Origin of the sequence: Myroides gitamensis (assembly GCF_029894455.1) — a bacterium.
GTDB lineage: Bacteria > Bacteroidota > Bacteroidia > Flavobacteriales > Flavobacteriaceae > Flavobacterium > Flavobacterium odoratum.
In genome coordinates this window covers 2,491,580-2,510,604 of sequence record NZ_JARYHN010000001.1, presented here as the reverse complement: position 1 = coordinate 2,510,604, position 19,025 = coordinate 2,491,580, and the positions used below count along the sequence as shown (strand labels likewise).

At 36.1% G+C, this 19,025-nt stretch carries 16 protein-coding genes; 15 read left to right on the top strand and 1 reads right to left on the bottom strand.

All coding sequences use genetic code 11. The features are described from left to right. Position 1 precedes the first annotated feature (1 nt). The 5 genes from cmk to M2306_RS11080 all read left to right on the top strand — a co-directional run bounded on the left by cmk (position 2) and on the right by M2306_RS11080 (position 4,620). Positions 2-685, top strand: coding sequence for a (d)CMP kinase (gene cmk / locus M2306_RS11100; RefSeq protein WP_002990236.1), 684 nt, complete (start codon positions 2-4; stop codon positions 683-685). 72 nt (positions 686-757) lie between these two features. Then, complete coding sequence (locus M2306_RS11095; RefSeq protein ID WP_259187835.1) at positions 758-2,092, top strand: MFS transporter; 1,335 nt, start codon at positions 758-760, stop codon at positions 2,090-2,092. 421 nt (positions 2,093-2,513) lie between these two features. Next, positions 2,514-3,221, top strand: coding sequence for a hypothetical protein (locus M2306_RS11090; protein ID WP_259187836.1), 708 nt, complete (start codon positions 2,514-2,516; stop codon positions 3,219-3,221). After that, positions 3,222-3,887, top strand: a complete 666-nt coding sequence (locus M2306_RS11085; RefSeq protein WP_259187837.1) for a hypothetical protein — start codon at positions 3,222-3,224, stop codon at positions 3,885-3,887. 106 nt (positions 3,888-3,993) lie between these two features. Then, on the top strand, positions 3,994-4,620 hold the full coding sequence (locus M2306_RS11080; RefSeq protein ID WP_147279651.1) for a hypothetical protein: 627 nt from the start codon (positions 3,994-3,996) through the stop codon (positions 4,618-4,620). 368 nt (positions 4,621-4,988) lie between these two features. Here M2306_RS11080 and fumC read toward each other — a convergent pair whose 3' ends face one another. Beyond that, positions 4,989-6,380: a class II fumarate hydratase gene (fumC, locus tag M2306_RS11075; RefSeq protein WP_002990250.1), complete on the bottom strand. Its 1,392-nt coding sequence runs from the start codon at positions 6,378-6,380 to the stop codon at positions 4,989-4,991. 143 nt (positions 6,381-6,523) lie between these two features. On the opposite strand from fumC, the gene M2306_RS11070 reads away from it, so the two are divergent. The 10 genes from M2306_RS11070 to lepB all read left to right on the top strand — a co-directional run bounded on the left by M2306_RS11070 (position 6,524) and on the right by lepB (position 19,023). After that, entirely contained in the window at positions 6,524-6,700 is a 177-nt protein-coding gene (locus tag M2306_RS11070) for a hypothetical protein (protein WP_172462211.1), read from the top strand. 358 nt (positions 6,701-7,058) lie between these two features. Continuing rightward, on the top strand, positions 7,059-9,896 hold the full coding sequence (locus M2306_RS11065) for a TonB-dependent receptor (RefSeq protein ID WP_259187841.1): 2,838 nt from the start codon (positions 7,059-7,061) through the stop codon (positions 9,894-9,896). 67 nt (positions 9,897-9,963) lie between these two features. Next, the gene (locus M2306_RS11060) at positions 9,964-10,962 is read left to right on the top strand and encodes a metallophosphoesterase (protein WP_259187842.1); all 999 of its coding nucleotides are present in this window, start codon (positions 9,964-9,966) and stop codon (positions 10,960-10,962) included. Then, a complete protein-coding gene (locus M2306_RS11055) occupies positions 10,962-12,029 on the top strand; it encodes a phytase (RefSeq protein WP_259187843.1) in 1,068 nt (355 codons plus the stop codon). The genes M2306_RS11060 and M2306_RS11055 overlap by 1 nt, the downstream gene beginning before the upstream one ends. Positions 12,030-13,351: 1,322 nt before the next feature. Further along, positions 13,352-14,224: an SDR family oxidoreductase gene (locus M2306_RS11050; RefSeq protein WP_259187844.1), complete on the top strand. Its 873-nt coding sequence runs from the start codon at positions 13,352-13,354 to the stop codon at positions 14,222-14,224. Between the two features lie 174 nt (positions 14,225-14,398). Further along, positions 14,399-15,163, top strand: coding sequence for a ParA family protein (locus tag M2306_RS11045; protein WP_002990263.1), 765 nt, complete (start codon positions 14,399-14,401; stop codon positions 15,161-15,163). Between the two features lie 24 nt (positions 15,164-15,187). Beyond that, positions 15,188-16,090 carry a ParB/RepB/Spo0J family partition protein gene (locus M2306_RS11040; protein WP_002990264.1) on the top strand — a complete coding sequence of 301 codons (903 nt, stop codon included), beginning with the start codon at positions 15,188-15,190 and terminating at the stop codon, positions 16,088-16,090. Positions 16,091-16,113: 23 nt separating this feature from the next. Then, complete coding sequence (locus M2306_RS11035) at positions 16,114-16,686, top strand: DUF5683 domain-containing protein (protein ID WP_115092588.1); 573 nt, start codon at positions 16,114-16,116, stop codon at positions 16,684-16,686. A 14-nt stretch (positions 16,687-16,700) separates the two neighbouring features. Then, on the top strand, positions 16,701-17,408 hold the full coding sequence (gene dapB / locus M2306_RS11030) for a 4-hydroxy-tetrahydrodipicolinate reductase (RefSeq protein WP_115092589.1): 708 nt from the start codon (positions 16,701-16,703) through the stop codon (positions 17,406-17,408). 28 nt (positions 17,409-17,436) lie between these two features. Continuing rightward, complete coding sequence (gene lepB, locus M2306_RS11025; protein WP_259187846.1) at positions 17,437-19,023, top strand: signal peptidase I; 1,587 nt, start codon at positions 17,437-17,439, stop codon at positions 19,021-19,023. The last annotated feature ends 2 nt before the right edge of the window (positions 19,024-19,025 follow it).

Genomic DNA, 19,025 nt, shown 5'->3' with positions numbered 1-19,025 from the left:
TTTGAAAAAGATAACTATAGCGATTGACGGTTTTTCCTCTACTGGAAAAAGTACGTTAGCAAAAGCATTGGCCAAGTCATTAGGCTACATCTATATCGACACCGGTGCCATGTATCGCGCAGTGACACTTTTTGCCATGCGCAAAGGTTTAATCTCCTCTAAGTCTTTTGACGAAGAACGCTTGATTGAACTACTAGATACCTTTGATGTACACTTTGAATACAATGTGTCCAAAGGATACGCTGATATCTACCTGAATGATGAAAATGTGGAAGAGCTGATTCGCACCTTAGAAGTATCTCGATTTGTGAGTCAGATTGCAGCCGTTTCAGCCGTGCGAAAAAAACTAGTAGAACAACAGCAAATTTTAGGTAAAGCAAAAGGAGTTGTTATGGATGGTAGGGATATTGGAACTGTAGTTTTTCCCGATGCAGAATTGAAAATTTTCATGACTGCTACTCCTGAGATTCGCGCAGAAAGACGCTTCAAAGAATTACAAGAAAAAAACAGCACTGTGGTATATGAAGAAGTATTTCGCAATGTGGTAGAACGTGATCAAATTGATACTTCACGCAAAGATTCGCCTTTAGTAAAAGCGGAAGATGCGGTAGAAATAGACAATTCAAATTTGTCAAGAGAAGAACAATTTGATTTAATCCTGCAATTAGTAAAAGAAAGAATTTAAAATGACCCATGAAAAAACGCGCATGGGGCATACGCATGCGGTTTGTTTCTATACACTACACACGAAATAATTATGAATGTAAAACTTAAACTAACGTTTATGAACTTCCTCGAATTTGCGGTTTGGGGAGCGTATCTAACGTCAATGGGAAACTATTTAGGATCTATAGGATTAGGGCCTAAAATTGGTTCGTTTTATGCCATGCAAGGGATTGTGTCTATATTTATGCCTGCTATTATGGGAATCGTGGCAGATCGATGGATTCCAGTTCAACGTTTATTGGGAATCAACCACCTATTAGCGGCACTCTTTATGTTTGCAACAGGGTATTATGGTTATGTTTCGGGTAGTAACGTAGATTTTACAACGATCTTTACCTTATACAGCATTAGTGTAGCGTTTTTTATGCCTACGATTGCTTTATCCAACTCTACAGCTTATACCGTATTGAAGCAAAATCAGTTGGATGTTATCAAAGCCTTCCCTCCGATACGTACATTCGGAACCATTGGTTTTATCATCGCTATGCTATTTGTGAATTTCTTCGGATATACAGATGGCACTCTAGGATTTAACTTCAGTAGTAGCCCTAATTTTATCAGTTTTCAACAAGATTACCACCAGTTTTATATCTCTGGATTTTTAGGTGTAATCCTGTTTTTATACAGCTTTGTATTACCAAACTGTCCAGTGAATAAATCAGATGAAAAGCGCACCTTGGCAGATGCCTTTGGTTTAAAAGCGTTCGCTTTATTCAAGCAAAAGAAAATGGCTATTTTCTTTATTTTCTCTATGTTATTGGGAGTATCCCTTCAAATTACCAACGGATATGCCAATCCTTTTATTACGACATTTAAGAATATTCCGGAGTATGCGAGTACTTGGGGCGCTAGTAATGCCAATGCGATAATCTCGCTTTCTCAAATCTCAGAAACCCTATGTATTTTGTTGATTCCATTTTTCTTGAAGCGCTTTGGAATTAAAGTGGTAATGTTGATGTCGATGATTGCTTGGGTATTGCGCTTTGGATTGTTTGGATTAGGAGATCCTGGAAATGGCGTATGGATGTTTATCTTATCGATGATTGTATATGGTATCGCTTTTGATTTCTTCAACGTATCTGGATCTTTATATGTCGATAACGAAACAAGTGAAGATATCCGTTCGTCTGCTCAAGGAGTATTCATGATGATGACTAACGGTTTCGGAGCAACCATCGGTATGTTCTTAGCACAAGCGGTAGTGAATCACTATGTATACAGCCAAGAAGATTTGGTTTTACAAGTAGAAGGATGGAGACATTCGTGGATTATTTTCGCGTTGTTCTCTTTAGTCGTGACCATCTTATTCGCGATTATTTTTAAATACAAACACAAACCAGAAGATGTGAAAAATATTTCACATTAAGAGAAAGGATATTTAATAAAATACTGAGAAATAGAAAGGTTTAAACGACTTAGAAAATATAGAATACATTAAAAAAAGCACGATAAAATAAAATTTTATCGTGCTTTTTTTAATGTCTATCTTTCAAGATTCTGCTTTTACTATTTTCGATAGGTAATGGATAAAGATGCCTTAAAGGATAAGCGAACTAAGTCTTATTACATAATTGTTGAATTTCAAATTTATATTGATGCATCCACAGTTTTTTACAAACCCTAATAAATATAAAGTAGATTGTATTACAGTTGAAGATACCTTTTTTACTAGTGTAAGATGAGTAGATTTGAACTATATTTACTACTGTTGGTTTTACCGAGAGTTTAACCAATCTTTTTTAATAGTAAAATTAGAACGAAAAATGATGATAAAATTTAATTTTAGTATGAGAAGATTATATTATTTAATGTTGTTTTTTGTTTCAATATCCTCATATAGTCAAAATGTAGTGAGGGAAGATATTACGCTCACTATTTTAAAAGACTCTATTGAAAATAATAGTTTGGTGACGGTTGAGTTTTTTAATCATAGTGATACAGATTATTATCTGCCTTTAGATATTTCTATGACTCGATATCTTACCTTTAATAGTGAATATGCATCTGAAAATATTTTTTCCTTAAAAGAAAATTGGTACGATAAAAACATGAAATTAGGAAAACTAATGGCATCAGATGTAAGTGATTGTATGGATCCAAGTCAAAGTTTATTTAGTTCCAAGTCAAAAGAAAAAGAAAAGAATTTTAAGAATGTTGATGTTTTACTGATAAAATCAAAAACTCGTGTAAGGATACAAATACCTATTGTTTATTTTAAACAATATTATTATAAATGTACGCTATACTATTGGGCAATAGAAGGTCAGTTAGCTAATTTTCAGTTAGAATATCATGTTACAAGAGATAGTATGGAACAGTTAAGAAAAGGGAATGAATTTTATGAACGAAAGAACCTAGAACATAAAGGGTATGAATTATATACACAAAAAATAGAAAGTAATATTGTGCCACTTAAAATTTCTGAGAAGATGAAGGTATTTATGAATGATTATCCTTCTTATGGCAAAGCCTTTTTAGAAATTGAAATAGAATAAATGGAGCTATTAATAAATAACAGGATAAAAAAAGTAACACAACTCGTTTTCCTTTTTTTATTTCTTCCGTTTGGATATGGACAAATTGGAGTAAAAGTAGAAATCTTAAATTCAGAAGTAATAGATGGAGATCTACTTGAAATAAGAATTAGTAATCAAACAGATCAATCAATTTTTCTTCCATGGGATGTGTCCATACTCTCTTATGAAGTATTCACAGTAGATTTTGAGCGAACATCTGTATTCGTTCCTAAAATAGTATTAAGAAACTTAAATACAGAAGAACAAATTCCCTTTGTAGGAGAAGGAACTTCAATGCAAGGAGGAAATTTTAATAAGTTTGATACCTGGAAGAAAATAGTAGCAAATAAAAAGGGAGAAGATTTTATTCTGCTCAAGAAAGGAGAAGAAAAGGAAATATCAATCCCATTTAAGTTATTATGGTCTGAAGATGCGGATAACTTTTATAAGTATAAGGTTAGTGAGCCTGTCTATAATTTGAGTTTAAGTTATCAATTAAATACAGAATGGATGAATAAGTTTATAGATAAAAAGGTTTTAAAACAGCTCAGTAAAAAAGGATATGTTCCTTATTTTGAAGAAATCCACTCCAATCAAGTACTTGTACATATCAATGAAGAAAGTTTTGTCTGTTTATTTAACTAGTTTCTATAATAGACAATGTATCTAGACGATTAATATTTTGTTGTTTTTGTGAAATGCCCACAAGGCAAGAATGATAAAATTACATAGAACAAGCAAAACTAAATGGATGGGAAAGATAATTTTACTTATTAGTTTGTTTTCGTTTGCTTTTGGAGTAAGCCAAGACAAGAAAACAAAAGTATATTTTGAGATTGAACAAAAAGAAGTACGCGACAGCACTTGGTTAAAAGTAAAACTAGTGAATAATTCGAATCAAGATATTTGGATCGCGTTAGATACGGTTACTAGTAATCAAACAAAAAACTTTCTTTGTACAAATTCATTTTATAAAGGTTTAGAGATGAAAGAGACTCTAACAAGTCATTTAAAAGGAGAATCGAGTTATGCGACGATGTTAGTCTCTGCTCAAAATTTCGATTGTTTTGATGGTAGAGAAAGTAAAATAACAAGTAAGAAGAACTTAATTTTAGTAAAAAAAGGAAATGAAATTGTTTTTTCTTATTTCTTTACCTTAAGGAAAATGCAAAAAGAGAATCTTGTTTACTATAGAGAGCATACAGTAGAGGATATTGTAAGACAAGAAGGATATGTTACTTTAGAATTGATATATTCAATGAGTAGCTTATGGCTTGATCAGTATGTTGACAAAGAACTTCTTCAAGAATTGTCAAAGGAGGATTATGTTCCTTTTGTAAATAATATAAAATCCAACAGTATTAAATTTGTTTATTGATAGAAATATCTAAAAGTTTCTTTGGTTGTAGTTACAATCTACGAAACAAAAAATAATAGTTATAAAAAAAAAGCAGTAGAGAACTATTCCCTACTGCTTTTTAAGTTTAAGAAGTTATGGATTACAGCCACTTATTATCTCATCGCCTCACCATCTATCTCACAAATTTTATATTGGTTTTGGTGTTCGATGAATATATCTCACCGGGTTGTTATTTTGTTTTGGTGTTCGATGAATATATCTCACCGAGTTGTTATTTTGTTTTGGTGTTCGATGAATCTACACTGCGTTTCGATTTTCACTGCGTTCCGATTTCACCATCTCACTCTCTCACCCTCTCACCCTCTCATCACCTCACCCCCTTACCCTTAATTCCCAATCATCTTCTTCGGATCTACCCAAAGATCAAAATCTTCTGGTGTTACATAGCCCAGACGAACAGCCTCTTCTTTTAAGGTTGTACCATTGGCGTGAGCGGTTTGTGCAATTTCAGCTGCTTTATAGTAACCAATTTTTGTGTTTAGAGCCGTAACTAACATTAAAGAGTTATCTACGAGTTCCTGAATGCGTTTGTGGTTAGGTTCAATTCCTTGTGCACAATGTTCATCAAAAGAAACACAAGCATCACCTAATAATTTAGCCGATTGAATAAAGTTAGCCGCCATCACCGGTTTGAACACATTCAATTCATATTGTCCTTGTGTACCGCTGAATGAAATCGTTACATCATTCCCCAATACCTGAGCAGCTACCATCGTTAATGCTTCACATTGCGTTGGATTTACTTTACCAGGCATAATAGAAGACCCTGGTTCATTGGCTGGAATGATAATCTCACCGATTCCAGAACGAGGTCCAGAAGCTAGCATGCGAATATCATTGGCTATTTTATAGAGGGATACCGCTAATTGTTTCAGTGCACCATGTGTTTCTACAATCGCATCATGAGCCGCTAAAGCCTCAAATTTATTTGGAGCCGTAACAAAAGGTAGCTTTGTAAAATCCGCAATGTGTTTAGCCACTACGACATCATAGTTAACAGGAGTATTTAATCCCGTTCCTACAGCCGTTCCACCCAGAGCCAATTCTGCTAAGTGAGGAAGTGTATGTTGTAAAGCCTTTAAGCCGTGTTCCAATTGAGCAACATAACCAGAGATTTCTTGCCCTAACGTTAAAGGTGTCGCATCCATTAAATGCGTACGTCCAATCTTTACCACGTCTTTGTATGCTTTTGCCTTAGCAGCTAAGGTGTTTTTTAGTTGAGTAACCCCAGGAATCGTCGATTCAATTACTGCTTTATACGCTGCAATATGCATAGCCGTAGGGTAGGTGTCATTAGAAGATTGTGATTTGTTGACATCATCATTGGCTTTCAATACTGGTTCTCCTTCTCCAATACCAAATCCAGCTAAAACCTGTGCGCGATTTGCAACCACTTCATTGACATTCATGTTGGATTGTGTACCCGATCCCGTTTGCCAAATAACCAAAGGAAACTGATCATCTAATTTTCCGGCAATAATCTCATCACATACTTGAGCAATGGCATCTCTTTTCTCTTGACTCAATACCTGTAAATCAAAATTAGCATAAGCCGCTGCCTTTTTTAAATAAGCAAAAGCTTCGATAATTTCATGAGGCATGGATGCCTCTGGGCCAATCTTAAAGTTGTTTCTTGAACGTTCCGTTTGAGCGCCCCAATATTTGTCTTTTGGTACTTGTACTTCCCCAAGGGTGTCTTTTTCTATTCTATAGTCCATGATGTGATTTGTATTTAAAATTACCTTAAAGGTACTGAATTATTTAGTTTGATTCTAAAGAAGGTATAAAATAAAATAAGAGGTATTGCTAAATCGAGAAAAGGATGTATATTTGGGACGTATACAAAAAAATCCGGAATAAAATGTTTGAATTTCAACAGTATTTAGGTTTCATCGTTGCCATGACCGTTATTACAATGGCGTTTTGGCTTTTGATATTCTTAATTGGTTTCGCTTGCTACTGGGCAACTGGAGGCGCAATGGAGTTATTAAAAGAGAAGAAAGCTAAAAAACAGCAGTTAGAAGAAAGTCAAATGTAGAATTTGATTTTACGAAATAAAAGAGGTCATGCGATGCATGGCCTCTTTTTTTATGGGGTATTAGGTATGGGTTATGAGGTAAAGGTTATGAGGCTCAACAAACCTCACAAAGGGCAAACCTCACAAAGGGCAAACCTCACAAAGGGCAAACCTCACAAAGGGCAAACCTCACAAAGGGCAAACCTCACAAAGGGCAAATCTCACAAAGAACAAACCTCACAAAGAATAAACCTCCCCCATAATCTCATAACCCCTTCTTAACACAACAACCAAAACCAAAACACAATCATAATGATATAGAAACACAGTTTCGTAGGGGGAGGACTAAGTTTGCCTAAAACTATTCAATGTTATCATTATGAAAGTAAAGTACTTATTATTCTTTTTTACCCTTTGTTTTGCGTGGACCTTACACGCGCAAAATGCAGATAAAAAACACGGAATTGTATCCGGTAGAGTGATTGACACAACAGATAAAAGTTCACTTCCAGGAGCAGCCGTATTATTAAATAAAGGAAAACAATACACCATCAGTAATAGCAATGGTTATTTTGAGTTTTTAAATATACCTGTAGGTACTTACACCTTATCTGTTAGTTATATCGGATATGCGCCTATTGAACAAGAAGTAGAAGTAACAGCAGGACAGAATACCGTAATTAATTTGAGTTTGTCTACAGATGCACAAACCTTAGAAGGAATTGTGATTGTCGGAGATCGTCTCAAAGGACAAGCAAAGGCATTAAATCAACAGATGAACAATGCCAATGTAACCAATGTTATCTCTGCGGATCAAGTGGGGCGTTTTCCAGATTCAAATATTGGAGATGCCTTAAAACGCGTACCGGGGATTACCATGCAAAATGACCAAGGAGAAGCACGTAACATCGTAATCCGAGGATTGGCTTCTAGCTTAAACTCCGTAACTTTAAATGGAGATCGCGTTCCTTCCGCTGAAGGAGATAACCGAAATGTACAGATGGATTTAATTCCTTCAGATATGATTTCATCTATCGAAGTAAATAAAACCTTAACCCCAGATATGGATGCTGACGCCATCGGAGGTTCTGTAGATTTGATTACTCGTGCTTCCCCTTATGGAGAACGTATTGCAGCAACACTAGCAGGAGGATATAACCCTATTAGAGAAAAAGGAAATTACATCGGAAGCTTTGTGTATGGAAACCGCTTTTTAGATTCTAAATTAGGAATGATTTTCAGCGGATCGTACAACAGCAATAATTTTGGTTCAGACAACGTTGAAGCCGTTTGGGATCAAGATGAACACGGCAATGTTTACATCAGTGAATACGACATCAGAAAGTATGATGTACAACGCGTACGCCGCAGTTTCTCAGGTGCATTTGATTATAAAATCAATGAAAATCACACGATTTATGCCAGTGCGATGTACAATTGGAGAGATGATAGAGAAAATAGATACCGCGTGCGTTACAGAGGGATAACACCAGAATACGATGCGGAGAATAACATCATCGGATACAAAGGAGATATCCGTAGAGAAACAAAAGGAGGAATCGATACGAATCGCAATAAAAATGCACGTTTAGAAGATCAACGCGTACAAAACTATGCCTTAAGCGGAGAGCATTTATGGTCGAGTAATTTAGATATGGATTGGTCGGTAAACTATGCACGTGCTTCAGAAGACCGTCCAGGAGAGCGCTACTTGGATTTTCAAAATAAGAAAGTAGCCATGGTGGAGGATTTGTCAAATGGCGATTTTCCTTTAATCACTGCAGCTAAAGATACCCCTGAAAACTTTAGCTTTAGAAAACTAACAGAAAACCACAACTTTACAAAAGACAGTGAGTTTGGTGCGAAATTGAATTTCAGAATCCCATTTTCAGTAATTGAAGATCAAAAAGGACGATTGAGATTTGGAGGACGCTTGCGTCTAAAAGACAAAGAACGCGATAATATGTTCTATGAATACACGCTAATTGCACCAAATGCAATCGGAAATTTAGCAGAAGTACCGCATAATTTTTATGATGGAAAAGACTTTCAAGCAGGAAGTAGATATGTTCCAGGTTATTTTGCTGCTAAGCAATATGTAGGTGGTTTAGATTTAAACAATGCCGCTTTGTTTGAAAAAGAAGCAAAACCAGAAGAATACTTAGCTTTAAACTACAAAGCCAAAGAGAAAATTTACGCAGGATATATCCGTTGGGATCAAGATTTCAATGCAAATTTATCCATGATTGTGGGAGCTCGTGTAGAACATACGAGTATTGATTATACCGGAAATCACATTGTTGATGAAAGTGATTTAGTAGGAGAAGTAAACAACACCAACAGCTATACGAATGTGATGCCGAGTTTGACATTTAAATACCAAACAGATACAGATTGGATTTATAGAGCTGCATTCACTACAGCATTAGCTAGACCCGATTATTATGCCTTAGCGCCTTATATCAGTGTAATTTCTCAAGATAATGCAATTGCTGCTGGAAACCCAGATTTGAAAGCCACCTATGCTTATAATTTTGATTTAATGGCAGAAAAGTATTTCCAATCGGTAGGGATGTTCTCTGCGGGAGTGTTTTACAAAAATTTAAATGATTTCATTTATACCTACCGTTCAGATTCGTTCAACCAAGATAATTTCAATGCGGCTTTCCCTGATCAAGTGAATCCAATTCAAGCGGGTGAAAACTGGAAATTTATGCAACAACGCAATGGAGATCAAGTGAATTTATTCGGGGTTGAGGTAGCGTTTCAAAGACAGCTAGATTTTATTCCTGGTAAATTCTTTAAAGGATTGGGTATCTATGTGAACTATACCTATACACACTCAGAAGCAAAAGGAATTACCAATGCAGATGGAGAGGTTAGGAAAAATATGGAGTTACCTGGATCAGCCCCTCACATGTTTAATGGATCGCTTTCATGGGAAAATGAACGCTTCTCTGCTCGTGTTTCCTTAAATTATGCTTCGGATTATTTAGATGCATTAGGAGGAAATAGTTTTGAGGATAGCTACTACGACAAACAATTGTTTTTAGATGCGAATGCATCTTATAAAATCACGTCGTATTTGCGCGTGTTTGCTGAGGCAAATAACTTGACGAATCAACCGTTGAGATATTACCAAGGGGTGAGTAATCGCGTAAAACAAATGGAATACTACCAACCTAAATTTACCTTAGGGGTTAAATTTGATTTATAATATAAACCATACACAAGAAAATTACAGCGAATAGTTTTATTGGCTGTAATTTTCTCATTTACAACACATGAAGAAAATACTTTATACTTTAGTCTTACTTAGTTTCACAGGATTAACTCAAGCACAGACGGCTTTTGAATACGAAAAAAGTACAGGTTATTCTGGACAAGATATTCCGAGTTTAGTACATCAAGAAGATAGTTTTAATTTCCTCGTTCTAGGAGATTTTGGGCGCGTAGGGGATTACTATCAAAAAGAGGTAGCTCGAGAAATGGGAAATGCTATGGTGGTGCTGGATGGTGAATTTGTTGTTTCTGTGGGGGATAACTTCTATCCGAATGGCGTAGCGAGTACGCAAGATTATCATTGGACTTCTTCTTTTGAACAGGTATACACTAATCCATCGCTTTATGCGGATTGGTATGTTGCTTTAGGTAATCACGATTATTTAGGGAATGTTCAAGCACAAGTCGATTATACGAAAATCAGTAGACGTTGGAATATGCCTGATCGTTATTACAGCAAAACGTTTAAATTAGAGAATGGAAAAAAACTATTGTTGGTGGTGATGGATACCAACCCATTTATTGAGAATTACCGCAAGAGTTCGAAGTATGGAGATTTAAAGGAACAAGACACGGAGAAACAGATGCAATGGCTAGAGCAAACCTTGGGACAAGCAGATGCGGATGTGCAGTGGAAAATTGTGGTAGGGCATCATCCCATGTACAGTGGAGGAAAGCGAAAAGTAAATAAAGATACCCAAGGATTCGAACAACAATTCGCTGCGTTTTTTGATCGCCATCAAGTTGATGCTTATATCTGCGGACATGAACATGATTTACAAATTATTAAACCAAAAAATCGCTATACAACGCAATTCTTATCTGGGGCTGCGAGTGAAGTCCGCCCTTCAGGAACCATGGAACACACTGTTTTTGCAGCAGCTGAACCTGGATTTATGGCTTTTTCTATCTTGAATACTAGTTTGACCGTTCAAGTGGTAAAAGCAAACAAAGAAGATACAGAAGTACTGTATACCCACACCATTCAAAAGAAAAAATAATGAAAAATAGAGCAATATACGTCTTATTTAGCTTGGCGTTATTGACCAGCTGTAAAGATAAATTAGCACCTGTTTCACCAGATGCTATTCAACCTGTAATAGTGACAGAACAAACGGTTTTTGATACTGATGATCCCGCTATTTGGATTAACAAACAAGAGCAAGCAAAAAGTTTAATTATCGGAACAGATAAGGAAAATGGCGGTGGACTCTACGCTTATGATTTACAAGGAAAGATTGTACATCAATATGTCGATATGGCACGTCCAAATAACGTGGATATTGCGTATGATTTTCCGTATCAAAACCAGAAAATTGACGTTGCAATAGTAACGGAACGCAACGCCAATGCGATTCGCATTTTTAAATTGCCTGAATTAACTCCTATTGATGGAGGAGGATTAAAGGTGTTTGAAGGAGAAACAACAGAAGAGTACAATGAACCGATGGGGATTGCTTTGTATGAAGGAAAAGAAGGAGGAGCAACGGTATTTTATGCGATTGTAGGCCGTAAAAACGGACCTGCTGAAGGGTATTTATGGCAATACCGTTATCAAACCAATGCAGCAGGAAAGGTTGAATTGCAATTGTCACGCAAATTCGGTGCTTATAGCGGAAAAAAAGAAATTGAAGCCATAGCAGTAGATCAAGAGTTGGGCTATGTGTATTATTCTGATGAAGGAGCAGGAGTACGCAAGTATTATGCAGATCCAGTAAAGGGAAATCAAGAACTTGCTTTTTTTGCACAAACGGATGCCAAACGCGACCATGAAGGCATTGCGATTTATAAAAAAGAAGCAACAACAGGATATATCGTGGTGTCTAATCAACAAGATAATTCCATCTTAATTTACCCAAGAGAAGGAGCATCCGATAATCCACATGAACATCAATTGATAACTACAATCCCAGTTGCAGCAATTGAATGTGATGGACTGGAAATTACAGCTCAAGGACTCGATCCTAAATTTCCGAAAGGAATGTTGGTGATGATGAGTAACGGAAAAGTATTCCATTATTACGATTGGGCAATGATTCAAGAAAAAATTGAAGAAGCAAAAAAATAGAGCTAAATAAAAAAAGACATCCGGAGGGATGTCTTTTTTTATTTAGGGGAGGCGGTGAGGGGGTGTGGCGGTGAGGGGGTGAGGGGGTGAGAGGATGTGAAAAAACTGTAGTGGCAAATGGCAATTTGCCAACTAACAAGATAAATTACGGAAACAAAAGACCTATTTCCTGATGAGTTTTTCAAACAGTTTACAATTAAAATAAAAACCACTTTGCTTTAATAAGGCTATTGCGTACCGTTCCTTCGAGATTCCTTGGAGATTCCTTGGAGATTCCTTCGAGATTCCTTCGAGATTCCTTGGAAAAAAGGGGTTTTTGTCGAAGGAATGTCCTAGGAAAGTCGAAGCAATCTCCTAGAAAAGTGGAAGCAATTTCCAAGGAAGACTTATGAAAGGGAAAAGAAGAAAGGGGGGGGGAACGTGCAATACTTTGTCATTTTTATTCAATCTGTATGTTACCTTGAGGAACGAAAGGTCGCATCCAGTATGGTTAACAGTTTACAGTGATTGGTATATAATTTTACAGGCCTTAGGAACATCACAAACTTAACAATCTTACAACTTTACAAAATCACATTTATAGTTCTTGTTTTACTAGGTTAATTTCAAAAATAACATAGTATGTTTAGGAAATATTTGCATTTTGTATCTATAATAAATTATTTTAAAATGTATAATGTTTCAATAACAATGTTGGAAATTTCTAAACATCATATATTATGTTATTTTTGTTAAAAAACAATTTAGTATGTTGAAAAAAAATAAACTCCATTTCTTATTTTATTTATGCCCTATGATAACTACTTTTCTTATTATTATGGGGTTTGACGTATTCAATACAGAAAATTTATTACTTTTTTTATTGACTATTTTTTCACTAATTTCTAGTGTGTTCGTATTATATAAAATATTCATTTTCGATAAAAAGATCGCTTAAGTAGCTGAAAATAAAAACCCTGACTTTTTTAGTCGGGTTTTTTATTTTTTGATTGTATTCATAACTTCACACAAGAAGTGACCGATGCGATGCTTCCTTCGTCAGTATGACATAAGTATATAGAGTGAATCTTTCTAATCAAAAAAAATTTACGATTTCACAACTTCCCACACCTCCTCACCAATCTCACCGTCTCACCTTCTATCTCACCGAGTTGCTATTTTGTTTTGGTGTTCGATGAATCTACACTTCGTTTCGATTTCACCTTCTCACCGTCTCACCACTCTCACCCCCTCATCCTCTAAAATAAAGTTTTTCAACCGCGATAAAAGAAAATCAACTTCCTTTTTTGTATCTTTAGAAGATATCAAAAAGAAAAAACACCATGAGTTATACAGAAAAAATGTTGCCACCAACGGCATTGAAAGATAAAGTAGTGATTGTTACAGGAGGAGGAAGCGGATTAGGAAAATCCATGTCGGCTTACTTTATGGAAATTGGTGCGAAAGTCGTGATTACTTCCCGTGATTTGGACAAATTAAAACAAACGGCCAAAGAACTAGAAGAACAAACAGGAGGGGAGTGTTTCCCTGTAAGCTGTGATGTGCGACACTATGACCAAGTCGAACAGATGCTACAAGCAGTATTGGATAAATGGGGAAAAGTAGATGTGTTACTCAACAATGCAGCGGGTAATTTCATTTCACCAACAGAGCGCTTATCTTCCAATGCTTTTGATACCATTGTAGATATCGTATTAAAAGGGACGAAAAACTGTACATTGGTTTTAGGAAAACATTGGATTGAACAAAAACAACGCAATACAGTCGTTTTAAATATTACGACAACCTATGCTTGGACCGGATCGGCCTATGTGGTGCCTTCTTCTGTTGCAAAAGCAGGGGTTTTGGCCATGACGAGAAGTTTGGCTGTAGAATGGGCAAAATACGGGATGCGTTTTAATGCAATTGCGCCAGGGCCTTTTCCTACAAAAGGAGCTTGGGATCGCCTATTGCCAGGTGATTTGAAAGAAAAATTCGACCTGACGAAAAAGATTCCATTGCGAAGAGTTGGTGAACACCAAGAGTTAGCTAATCTAGCTGCTTACCTGATTTCAGACTTTTCAAGTTACATCAATGGAGAGGTAATTACCATTGACGGAGGGGAATGGCTACAGGGAGCAGGAGAGTTTAATATGTTAGATCAAGTTCCTGAAGCGATGTGGGATATGTTAGAAGCCAATGCACACAAGAAATAAAGCAAGATGTAAAGGACAAGATAAACGAAGTTAAATTAAGGGTATTCTTTTGGATAATAAGAGATTACCCTTTTTTTAGTTCAAAGTTGTCAATTGAGAATGTTAATAAAATAGATTTTATATACAGATAATTAATTGTATTTTTACCACTCAAAAATTTTTGATATTAAGAAAATGGGGAAAATTATAGCTGTTGCAAATCAGAAGGGTGGCGTAGGTAAAACGACTACTTCTGTTAACTTAGCTGCTTCTTTAGGAGCGCTAGAGAAAAAGGTGTTGCTCATTGATGCCGATCCTCAGGCTAATGCTACTTCTGGTTTAGGAGTAGATGTGGAAGCTGTGGAGGTAGGAACCTATGAAGTTCTTGAGCATAGTTGTACGCCTGCTGAAGCTGTTGTGGATTGTACAGCCCCCAATGTATACTTGATTCCTGCTCATATTGACTTAGTTGCGATTGAAATCGAACTAGTTGATAAAAAGAACAGAGAATATATGCTGAAAGAAGCATTACAATCAATTAAAGATAAGTATGATTACATCATTATTGATTGTGCACCTTCTCTAGGATTATTGACATTAAATGCACTTACTGCTGCGGATTCTGTCATTATTCCAATTCAGTGTGAATACTTTGCATTAGAGGGATTAGGTAAGTTGTTGAATACCATTAAAAGCGTACAGCGCATTCACAATCCTAAATTGGATATCGAAGGGTTGTTATTAACCATGTATGACTCGCGTTTACGCCTGTCAAATCAAGTGGTAGAAGAAGTGCAAAAACACTTCAATGACATGGTTTTTGATACCATTATTCAACGTAACGTAAAATTAAGTGAAGCACCTAGCTTTGGTGAAAGTATCATAAATTACGATGCAACAAGTAAAGGTGCTACAAATTATATTAATTTAGCGGAGGAAATAGTAAAAAAGAATCACTAAAAAATAGGAGAGGAAAGATAAACTATGGCAAAAGCAATAAAAAAACAAGCTTTAGGGAGAGGATTGTCAGCGCTGTTAAAAGATCCTGAGAATGACATTAAGTCAATTGACGATACAAACGCAGACAAAGTTGTGGGTAATATCATTGAATTGGATTTAGAAGCAATTGAAATTAATCCTTTTCAGCCTCGTACAAATTTTAATGAAGAATCACTACAAGAGTTAGCGAGTAGTATTCGGGAGTTAGGTGTGATTCAACCTATTACGGTTCGAAAAATTGACTTTAATAAATATCAGTTAATTTCGGGGGAAAGAAGGTTAAGAGCTTCTAAAATTGCTGGCTTATCCACGATTCCTGCTTATATTCGCATCGCAAATGACAATGATTCGCTTGTTATGGCTTTGGTTGAAAATATCCAACGCCACGATTTAGATCCAATCGAAATCGCCATGTCGTATCAACGTTTGATGGAAGAAATTAGCTTGACACAAGAACAAGTAAGTGATCGCGTAGGGAAAAAGAGATCTACGATTGCTAACTATTTGCGTTTGTTGAGGTTAGATCCTATTATTCAAACGGGAATTCGAGATGGTTTTATTACGATGGGACACGGCCGAGCAATCATTAACATCGATGACTTAGACGTACAAACGGATATTTACCATAAAATTATTGCCGAGAATTTATCTGTTCGCGAAACAGAAGCTTTGGTGAAAAGATATCAGGAAGGGGATACAGCACAAGCAACTGTAAAAGCTCAACCGAAGGCTCAACCAGTCGTGCCAGAGACGTATAGACAGTCATTTGGTCGATTTTTTGGTGCAAAGGTCGATATTAAAGCAAGCCATAGTGGAAAAGGAAAAATTACGATTCCTTTTTACTCGGAAGAAGATTTAGAGCGTATTATCAAACTTTTAGAAAAGTAGTGAGAAGTAGATTTTTATTGATAATGATTTTCAGCCTGCTTTTTCAAGTAGCAAGTTTTGCACAAGAAGAAGAAGGAATTGAAAAAGAGAGTAAAAAAGAAAAAAGAAAAAGAGAGGCCGCTTATAAGCCTCTTGATCCTGTTGCACCCTCTCGTGCGGCATTCTATACTACAATTGTTCCTGGTTTAGGACAGATTTACAACAAAAAATATTGGAAAGTTCCACTAGTATACGCTGGAATTGGAATTCCCGTTTATTTTTGGGCAGATAACCAACGCAATTACAATCGTTACCGCAACGAATATAAAAATAGACTTCAAGGAAAAGTCGATCAAACAGATGAAAACCTAGCAGGATTGGATGATCAACGATTATTGGATGCACAAAATTTATATCGTAAAAACAGAGATTTATCTGTTGTTATTGCTGTAGGATTCTATGTGTTGAGTATTGTAGACGCTAACGTAGATGCGCATTTGATGCAATTCAACGTCAACGAAAACTTGACCATCAAACCGGTAATTGAATTAGATCAAAAAGGACTGATTCAACAGCAACAGTACCAATACGCGATTAATGTACAATATCGCTTTTAAACTGTACAGAACTTATGAATATTGCATTACTAGGCTACGGTAAAATGGGTAAAATCATTGAGCGAATAGCCATCGAAAGAGGACATTCAATTGTCTATATCAAACAAAGAGAACAGTCAACTGGAAACCTAGAACAAGCAGACGTGGCCATTGACTTTAGTGTACCATCTATTGCTGTTTCGAACATAAAAGAAGCGCTAACAGCTCAAGTTCCCGTGGTATGTGGAACGACAGGTTGGTTAGAGCATTATAGCGAAGTCGCTGATTTTTGTAAAGAGAAAGATAGCGCTTTCTTGTATGGATCCAATTTTAGCTTAGGGGTAAATATCTTCTTCGAATTGAATGACTACCTAGCTAAAATGATGAAGAATTTCGAGCAATATGGTGTTTCCATGCAAGAAATCCATCATACACAAAAGTTAGATGCACCTAGTGGAACTGCTATCACTTTAGCAGAAGGGATTTTAGCAAACTCTAGCTACGAAAGCTGGACGTTAGATCCTCAAGCAACAGACAAGCAAATACACATTGATGCAGTAAGAGAAGATCAAGTGCCGGGTACACATACCGTGCGTTATGATTCTAGTATTGATCAAATAGAAATTAAACACACCGCTCATAATCGCGAAGGATTTGCTCTAGGAGCTGTTGTCGCAGCGGAGTGGTTAAAAGATAAAAAAGGTATTTTCTCAATGAAAGATGTGCTTAATTTGAAAAAATAAGTAAATTGGGATTTAAAATAAAAAGAGTATGACGATAGCACAATGGTTAATTTTCATCTTGCTTATTCAAGTTGTTCATTTTATAGGAACTTGGAAGCTATATGTAAAAGCAGGTAGAAAAGCTTGGGAAGCAGCTGTTCCAGTATATAATGGAGTAGTATTAATGAAAATTATCAATCGCCCTTGGTGGTGGGTAATCTTGTTGTTTATTCCAATTGTAAACTTGATTATGTTCCCTGTAGTTTGGGTTGAAATATTGAGAAGCTTTGGTAAGAAATCAACATTAGACACGATTTTAGGGGTGGTAACCTTGGGATTATACGTAGCTTTCATTAATTATGTAGGCGATGTACAGTACCGTGAAAATCGATCACTAAAACCAGAAACAGAATCAGGAGAGTTTGTAAGCTCGATTTTATTCGCTGTAGTTGTGGCAACCGTAATTCACACGTATGCTATTCAACCCTATACCATTCCAACCTCATCCTTAGAGAAAACCTTGTTGGTGGGAGACTTTTTATTTGTGAGCAAGTTCCACTATGGAGCAAGAACACCAATGACAACAGTTGCCTTGCCGATGGTACACGATACGATTCCATTTACATCCAAAAAATCGTATTTAAATAAGCCACATTTGCCTTATTTTAGATTACCTGGTTTCCAAAAAGTACAACACAACGATATTGTTGTGTTCAACTGGCCTGTCGATACCATTTATAAATTTAATGACCCAGTGAAACGCCCTGGAGTTATTAAACCCATCGACAAAAAAACCAACTATGTGAAACGCGCTGTTGGTTTACCTGGAGAGAATTTATCAGTTAAAGAGGGTGTTGTTTTTATCAATGACAAAGAATTACAACTAAACGATCGAGCAAGAGTTCAATATAGTTATCTAATCGAAACAGATGGTTCATTAGATTTAAGAACGATTATTCAAAACAGAAAAATTAGCGATTATGTAACCTATGTAAATAGTCCACAGTACGCTGTATTTTTCCAATCGCTAACAAATGACGATGTAGAATATCTAAAAACGTTTAGTGCTGTAAAAGGTGTGACTAGAAGTCCAGATATGTCTAAATTGTTTCAATACAATATGCCTAAGGGGTATATCTTCCCACACAATAAAGAAGATTGGACAGAAACTAATTTAGGACCAATTCACATTCCTGCTAAAGGAGAAACCATCACCCTAACAGCAGATAACTTACCAATGTATAAACGTGCAATTCGAGTATACGAAGACAATGAATTGGAAGTAAAAGACGGGCAGATTTACATTAATGGTCAAGCTACGGATCAATATACCTTCAAACAAAACTATTACTTCATGATGGGGGATAACCGCAACAACTCAGAAGATAGTAGAATGTGGGGATTTGTACCAGAAGATCATATTGTGGGTAAACCTGTATTTGTGTGGATGAGTTTGGATCAAAATATACCATGGTCAAAAGCTTTTGATAAAATCCGTTGGGACCGCTTGTTTATTACAGTAAATGGCAATGGAACACAAGTGTCTTATTTCCCTTATTTCGCAGTTATATTAATCGGATGGGGCGGATATAGTTTATACAAAAGAAGAAAAGAAAAAAAGAATTCTAAGTTTTAATA